This window comes from Bradyrhizobium sp. JR4.3 (genome assembly GCF_040547695.1).
GTDB lineage: Bacteria > Pseudomonadota > Alphaproteobacteria > Rhizobiales > Xanthobacteraceae > Bradyrhizobium > Bradyrhizobium canariense.
This window is the reverse complement of the sequence record NZ_JBEPQF010000057.1, coordinates 20,557-28,388: the sequence shown is the minus strand read 5'-3', so window position 1 is coordinate 28,388 and position 7,832 is coordinate 20,557. Positions and strand designations below refer to the sequence as shown.

The 7,832-nt window shown below is 57.5% G+C and carries 5 protein-coding genes and 1 pseudogene; 2 read left to right on the top strand and 4 right to left on the bottom strand.

Annotated features, from left to right (window positions below):
- A partial coding sequence (locus ABIB91_RS39950) for a transposase (RefSeq protein ID WP_354172498.1) occupies positions 1–363 on the bottom strand: 363 nt, incomplete at its 3' end.
- 172 nt (positions 364–535) lie between these two features.
- On the opposite strand from ABIB91_RS39950, the gene ABIB91_RS39945 reads away from it, so the two are divergent.
- Together ABIB91_RS39945 and ABIB91_RS39940 are read left to right on the top strand one after the other, a co-directional pair.
- A complete protein-coding gene (locus tag ABIB91_RS39945) occupies positions 536–721 on the top strand; it encodes an IS1096 element passenger TnpR family protein (RefSeq protein ID WP_354172502.1) in 186 nt (61 codons plus the stop codon).
- A 172-nt stretch (positions 722–893) separates the two neighbouring features.
- A pseudogene (locus tag ABIB91_RS39940) lies at positions 894–1,396 on the top strand (IS630 family transposase); the annotation flags it as partial.
- A 12-nt stretch (positions 1,397–1,408) separates the two neighbouring features.
- Here the strand turns inward: ABIB91_RS39940 and ABIB91_RS39935 are convergent.
- The 3 genes from ABIB91_RS39935 to ABIB91_RS39925 all read right to left on the bottom strand — a co-directional run bounded on the left by ABIB91_RS39935 (position 1,409) and on the right by ABIB91_RS39925 (position 7,794).
- A complete protein-coding gene (locus ABIB91_RS39935) occupies positions 1,409–2,428 on the bottom strand; it encodes a D-alanine--D-alanine ligase family protein (protein WP_354172496.1) in 1,020 nt (339 codons plus the stop codon).
- Positions 2,429–2,853: 425 nt separating this feature from the next.
- Positions 2,854–5,325, bottom strand: coding sequence for a condensation domain-containing protein (locus ABIB91_RS39930; RefSeq protein WP_354172494.1), 2,472 nt, complete (start codon positions 5,323–5,325; stop codon positions 2,854–2,856).
- Positions 5,326–7,014: 1,689 nt separating this feature from the next.
- Positions 7,015–7,794: an SDR family NAD(P)-dependent oxidoreductase gene (locus tag ABIB91_RS39925; protein ID WP_354172492.1), complete on the bottom strand. Its 780-nt coding sequence runs from the start codon at positions 7,792–7,794 to the stop codon at positions 7,015–7,017.
- Positions 7,795–7,832: the final 38 nt, after the last annotated feature.

The window sequence follows — 7,832 nt, the reverse complement described above, 5'->3', positions numbered from 1 at the left end:
CGTTCCCCGCACCTCCACCCGGGCCCCCAGGAACTCAACCGTAACAGCGGCAGCTTCCGACGATCCGGACGGCGCGGCAGCCGCCGATGGCGACGTTTCCGACACCAAAGGCAGGAATGTTACTGTATCCGCCGAAGCCGGCAGCACCAGTTGACCTAAACGCGCCCGGCGCCGCCAGTCATGCACCTGCTGGGGCCGGCAGCCAGGGCGACGCGCGATATCTGTTACAATCGCGCCTGGCTCGAGGCTTTCCGCGACTATCTGGGCCTTCAAATCATCCGGCCACTGCTTTCGGCCTACTCCAGCATACACTTCGATACGCGGTGACAGCGGTCGTCTTATGTCGTCCGAATGGTCGTCCATTGTGAGCACCCTTGCAGAAGATGACTCTTCTAGCGGTGCTCCCAAGATCGCGCACAGACAATCTGAAGGGCCTCAGCACCACGCTTACCATCAAGGTGATCCTCAAGGATGTGAAACCCGAGGTGATGCGATGCCTTGTCGTGCCGTTCACGCTGCACCTTGATAGGCCCATCTGACGCTTCAGGCGGCGTTTGGCTGGACGAATAGCCATCTGTTCGAGTTCCTGGCTGGCGAAGGACGTTGGGGCATCCCTGATCGCGATGGTGATTTTGATCCCCAGCCCATCGATGCCCGCAAGGCGCGGCTCTCCGATATCGTTCACGACTGCCATCAGCGACCCCACTCATCCAGAACATGAAAATATGCGCCTTTGGGGGCCCGAACAGTTCAATCCCGACGTCGTCGGCCGGAAGGCGCTCGACGCCGCCGTCATCGCTTTGTCCGACAAATGGAAGCGGCGCCGCCTCACCCGGTCAAAATAGACGTCAAGCACCAATCAAAAGGGCCCCAGAGCTACGCTCACAGCTGAGCGGCTGGTCTTCATCGACGAGACCTGGACCCGGACAGACATGGCGCCGTTGCGGGGATGGCCCGCGCGGGCACAGGTTACCCGCCAAAGTCCCACACGGCCGTTGGAAACCATGACCTTGCTGGCGGCCCTGCGCCATGACCGGATCGATGCGCCATGGTTCATCGAGGGACCAATCGATGGCGTGAGCTTCCGATCTATGTTGAGAAGGTTCTCTTGCCGACCCTTCGTCCCGGCGACATCGTCGTCCTGGACAATCTCGGCAGCCACAGAAGCAAAGCCGTGCGCCAGCTCGTCCGCTCCGCCGGAGCCAAGCTCTTCTTACTGCCAAAATACTCATCCGACCTGAACCCGATCGAACAGGTCTTTGCCAAGCTCAAACATCTGCTCCGAAAAGCCGCCGGGAACGTCGATACGGTCTGCGCCGCAATAGGCCATGCACTCGATGCGTCCACACCTGATGAATGCACTAACTACCTCAAAACTCGGGCATATCGAACCTAATGCCACCACGCTTTAGCTGATGATCTGATCGCGACCGGACACTGTGGGTCCGAAATACCGCGTGTTTGCAACATCGAGGATACGATTAATTAAGCCGGAGAAGCTGTATCCGGCCGCTCTCGCGGCCTGTACATAGACAGTGCTCGTGCCCAGTGCCGCCATCGAGTTAATTTCAAGTACGAAAGGCCGTCCGGAGCGGTCAATTCGAACATCAACGCGTGCATAATCCTGGCACTGACATGCACGGAAGGTCGCAACCGAAAGGTCCCGCAGCGTTGTCGCGAGTTCGGTTTCGACGTTCGCCGGACAAATTCTCCGTGGCTCCGCAACCGCTAAACGCGCCTTGTCCTCCCAAGTCACAAGTCGTAGTTCGCGATCGCTGAAGTCGAGCTCCACGAGAGGGAGCACATCAATAGGTGCATTTCCAAGCAGCGAGATCCAGATTTCCCGCCCGTCGACGTATTCTTCTACGAGGGCGTCTTGCGCATACTGCGTTACGATCGCTTCCACAGCATGCGACAACCGAGCAGGTTCATGCACGAGCTGTAGTCCCAAACTGGTAGATTCGTGGCGCGGCTTTACCACAACCGGGAACTGCAGGTCACCGGTACCCTCGGTGCCGCGACGCATAACGACGAAGTTTGGCGTCGGCACGCCGTGATCGCGGAGTAGCCTCTTCGTGATGACCTTATCAAGCGCTACCGCATGCCCGAGCGGATTCGACCCTGTGTACGGAACGCCGGCCATCTCGAGCATAGCCGGAACGTGGGTGTATCGGCACTCGCCCTGAATTCCGTACGCCATATTGAAGACGATCCCCGAGGGGCGCGCTTGCGGATCGGGTGGCATGAACCCCTCAAGAGCTGCAAGCAGTCCTTTATCGCCTTCGCATAGCAGTGTATCGTGATTACCTGCCTCTAGAGCCGCCACCACGCTTTCGAGCGTCTCGCGATCGTACGTCTCCACACAAGATTGACCGAACGGATTGATTATTCCCTTACGACCATGATTCCACACCACGGCTACCCGCATGAACTACTCCTTTTATGCTTCTCCTGCCACTTATTCGCTCGAACCAGGGAAGGTGAGCCCCAGATCGCTTTGCGGCGTCCGCCAAGCGCCAAACAAGCTTGCTCTCGAATGGATGATGATCGAAGAGACATGCTAAACCAACGAGCGATAACCAGACCAGGCCAGCAGTTCTGGTAGACGCTTTCGACTGCTCGGCGCGATCGGTCACAAGGCCAATCAAGTTTAGGAAAAACTTGACCGAAAAAAGCACACCGAGTAGCGCTATGCCGCGCTGCGGAGCAGACACTAGCACGGACGAGTAAGTCGCCCTTGGGTCCGGCATCGACTGAGGCTCCATTATCTGGCACGTGTTGCTCAGGGGAGTACTTCCGAAGGCACGTCGCTGAAGACCCGTCGGCGCCATTGATAAGTCGCGTGCTGTGTCATCACTCTGGCAAATCATCCAGCCAACAGGATCCCTCTACGTGGAGCCGAGAGAAGATCTTGCCTATCTTCTCGGGTACTTTGTTTTGATGATATCGCATGTACAAGCGTCCATCGGCTCCGAGATCGAGTATCTCAATCTTTCCGGTGTAGTGAGACATGATGTATTTGAATGTCTTTTGAATCCCGCTGAGACGCTGGTTGATGCCGTGCGCAATTTCGATTCCACGGCGCAGTGGAACTTGAAAATGCGATGCTCCCTTCACCGGCCTGCCCTGAAAGAGATAGTAAGGACGAACACCCATTGTGTGACACCTAGCGAAGGTCGCCCCCAAGATCTCGGGATCATCGTTGATGTTGGCGAGAAGCACCGATTGATTGAGGAATTGCACGCCATGCTCGCGAAGCGAGCGGATGCAACGCTCAGAATCGACTGAGATTTCCCCGACATGATCGAAATGTGTTACAATCACTGCGGTCTTTCCGGCCACATGGATCCGCTTGAATAGAGCTAGCAAAGTGCGATCCTCGAACCGATCGGGAGCAAAGGCCAGCATTTTCGTGCCAAATCGAATTGAATCCAAATGTGAGATGGGCAGCAGATGATCAACACATTTGTCGAGGTTCGAGGTGCTGAGCATGAACGGGTCGCCGCCCGACAGAAGCACGTTCGTCATCTCAGGATGGCCGAGAATATATTGCGCAACCCGCGCGAAATCAGGTGCGACTTCATCGGAGTCTTTGCCCACAATGCGCTTGCGAAAGCAGTAACGGCAATATGAAGCGCACAGGTCCGTTACCAGCAACAGACCGGTCTGCGCATACTTATGCTGAAGTCCACGTAACACCGTATTATCGTGCTCCCCACTCGTATCTAAAGCGCCAGCACTTTTGAACTCCTTTATTGATGGTTCCACAATGCGCTTGAGCTGCCTGTAGTGGCCACTGTTTTTGATCTGTTGGCGATAAAATTCTGTAACATGATAGCGAGTGAAGTTGTTGGTTTGTAGCTCAGCCGGGGTAACGACGCGCGTTCCCTCAATGAACTTCACGACCGCGGTGCCGGACTGCGGATGCGAATTGTTCACCGGTGATTGAGCCGAACAAACAGGAGGTGCCGCTGAAAACGAACTTTCGGGTCTCAGGTTCTGATCCTCGTCGAACCCCGCGCCGGTCTTTCGATTGCGAGGCGACTCCAGCTCCAACCGTTGGGGAATGTCTCGCGGAGGCGTCTGCGTTTCAGTAGCCGACCAAAGCGGTACCGACCAGACCCGCTGCCTGGGATCCATCGTCATATGAACCAATGCCTGGCAAAGATAACGCGCAAACCGCTCGACGGTAAAGAGCGTAGTTGGGTAGATCAGCTTCGCGCGAAGCATCTCGCCGTCGTTACCGAGTTGAAGCGCAATACCATGTCGCGCGACACAATGGTGAACTCCGAGGTACTCTAGCGTGGCTCGCGGCAGCACCATCTGATTCTTGACCTTATTTTGCCACAGAAGTGAAACGACGAACGCGGGACTGTGAGCTGAACTTTCAGGCGGATTCATCAGTGTCATCACCTGATTGAACGGCAGATCCTGGTGCTCCGACGCCCCAATCATGGCCGCATTCACTCGCTCGAGAAGGTGCTCGAGCGTTGGATCACCGGACAGATTGACCCGCAATGCCAGGGAGTCGACGAACAAACCGGCCATACGGTCGATCTCGGGGCTCGCCCGGTTTGTGGTAGGTGCGCCGATCAGAAGCGCTTCCTGGCCCGACAGCCGCCCTAAGACCAGAGCCCACCCTGCCAGCAGGACGGTGGATAGCGTCGCTCCAAAACGCCGGCTCAGCGCCTTGAGCTGGACTGTCATATTCTCGTCTACCGAAACCTCGACGTCGCTGCTCCCCCAGTCCTGCTCGGAGGGACGCGGCCGATCGGTGAGAAGCTGCAGCGCGGTTGGCGCCCCTGCCAGAGTCTCGAGCCAGTATTCCGATTGACGCTCGAGGATGCGTCCCACCCAGCGACGTTGCCAAACAGCATAATCTGCGTACTGCAACGGCAACAGCGGCAGCCTGTTTGCGCGTCCTTCGGAAGCCGCGGCATACAGCGCGCTAAACTCCTCTGCCAGGATCTCTTGCGACCAATGATCAGAGATTAGGGAGTGCATGGTAATCACCAACACATAGTTATCAATTCGTAGACGGATCAGACAGCCGCGAATCAGCGGGCCAGTCTGCCAGACGATCCTCGCTTGAGCTTCATGGCACGCCAGTTCCGACAGCGCCGTCTCCGCATCTCGCGCCGCCGACAGGTCACCCCTTTTGAGCGCGAGGCCCACGTCCGCCAACCCGATTTGGTGGAACGGCTCGCCGTCATCCATCCCAAACGTGGTACGCAGAATCTGATGACGGGCCACCAATGCACCCAAGGCGACTGCAGGGCAGGCTCGTCCGGCACGCCGCGAAGCCGGCAGCGCGACTGGATACAACAGCGCTCACTCGCGCCTTCTAAACACGAAAGGTACTGCTTCTGCTCCAATGATAGCGGCCCCCTCGAGGGACGCGGCAGGGCTTGAATTGGGGGCAGCGCGCTCGATGTAATCGCGCCCGTGCGAATTGATTGAGAAACTTTCATGCGACCCCCCGACCGACCGTAGCGTCAGATCAGCTTCATCCATCATGTCTAGCAATCGGCATGCCAAAGAGATCGGACGAGGCGCTACTAAGGCGGAAAGAGAGTTATAGGCCTCCTCGGCCGGTGGAATGCTTGGGGTCAAGCAAACCTTTGAGTTGTACAACAGCCGCAGCAGATTGTCCGTTGCTGGGCACGTTTCGGGCAGCGCGATGCCTTCAACAATGAGCGCGCTAAGAGCCATCAGTGTCTCATGACCAAATCGATCCCCATACCGCCAGGCGGTTCATGTCTGGTTTGCGGCACCTGCGTTCGGAACATGACACTCCCGGCCTTTAGGGAGGTCGCGTATCCGTTTTGAGTGTGAGGCTCGAGATTTCTGCCGATCTTGTGATATCTGGTCGCGATTGTTCCGTATTGCTTCGGTTGCAGCAGAAGTCCTTTCAGTAACTTGTCGTGCGGGCGCTGGACCTTTCGACTGCCTCTTGGCGGACTGACCTGCGTACCGCAGCAGAGGCTCGATTAAGGGTTCATCGCCGTGGAAAGCCTTGTCGGCCGATAACGTATCAACTTGCACCCCGGGCAAAAGCACAAAAGCACTCGGCACGTTTCGGACAATGGGCTTGCGCAGCCATCAGGTAGGAGCGACGGCTAGACCCCAAATCGGATGCGAACACCAGGTGAAATTCGGCAGCCATGATGCGGGTCATCAGCTCAAGGTCGAAGCGACGGCGCCATACCTTATCCGCGAAGAAGCGCGTAAGCTAAACTAATGAGAGCTGCTGGGGCGAATAGTGGAACTAGCCCTCGATAATCTTCATCTCTAGGACCGTCAGGGCCGCCAGGTGGAGACCCAGAATCGACCCGTTTCGTGGTGCAGCTCGCCTCGATTTGAGGGCACAGTACCACACAAGGCTGAAACGATTTCACAAATATGGAAAGTACGCGTCAAGCAAATAGGGGAAGCAGGTTTGCTGAATGAAACGCTCAGGCATTTGCTGATTTCGACGCGCTTCGATCGGCAGATGTGCTTAAGCCGGCGCTTGCAGGGTTTACGAAAGGAAGGATTTTTCAAACACTGCCGTGATCATCCTCTCGTGAGTGGTACGATGGTCCACCTGATTGAACTTGCCGTGTGTGGCAGCGCTGAGGACAGCTCCTTGCATTTTCTGCCGACGCAAAATACAGGCGAACGTATCAGGCGATTTTCCCACCATCCTGCAACCCACTTCAACTCCGTGCGTGCGCTCTTGTGGAGGTGTCAGGTGAAGACGGCTGTCACATCGGCGAAGTTCTGGTCCTGGCTTTTCTAGCTGCACCATTTCGGGTACTACGGCTCGGTCGGATTTACCTGCCGGTCGAACCAGTTGAGTGCTCCGCAATCATGTAAGACCGCGATTACCGCGGCCGCTGAGGAACACAAACCCATTCGTGTTGCGTGGTGGCTGGTGCGCAATGTCCGCCGACTCTTCGCCCGTGCAAGCCCCGTCGGCTCGCGCGTATGGCGTGTCCATCCGCCCCATCGCTGGGAGATCGGCTGCCGTGGTCATCGGGAACTTGCACCAAGGTCGATGGTAACGCACTCGCCATTGATGCCGGAAGCAGAAGGGCTCGCGAGAAAGCCGATAGTGGCGGCGACCTCACGGACCTCGACTAAGCGCTTGGCTGGTTGCGCTGCGCGAAAACGCGCAAAGATTTCCTCGGTGCTCACGCCCGTTGTCGCTGCCTGAACTTCCAGCTGATTGCGCATCATTGCGGTATCCATCCAGCCGGGCGCTACCGCGTTGACAGTTAGACCATGCGGAGCGCCCTCCAAGGCGGCCACGCGGACCAGGCCGAGAACCCCGTGCTTGGCGGCGGTATATGCAGCCTTGCCCGGCGCCCCCAGGAAGCTCGCCGTGGACGCCGTGACCACGACGCGGCCGCCATGGTATTTCGTCAGAGCCGACCACGCTGCCTTCATCGCTAAGAATGGCCCGTCCAGCATCACGCCTCGAAGACGCTCCCATTCAGCGTCCGGAAGCTCGTTGATCGGCGCGACGAACTGACAGCCAGCATTCAAGATGAGGATGTCGAGACGTCCAGCTTCCGCGAGGACATGGCTGATCATCTCGCGATTCCCGCTCGCAGTTGCGAGATTCGCATGGAAGACACCCCGGCTGGCACTACCTACCCCATACACATTCGCCCCGCGTTCGCGCAGTTCGCTCACGACGGCTTTCCCAAGCCCGCCTGTTGCTCCAGTCACCAGGGCAACTCGGCCTGCAAGCGACCATCCCCGTTCGTGGGACTGCTGTTGGTGAGTCTTGGATCCGATCCTGACCATTCGGTCTTCCCTTTCCGATTTGCTCAAAAGCGAGATAT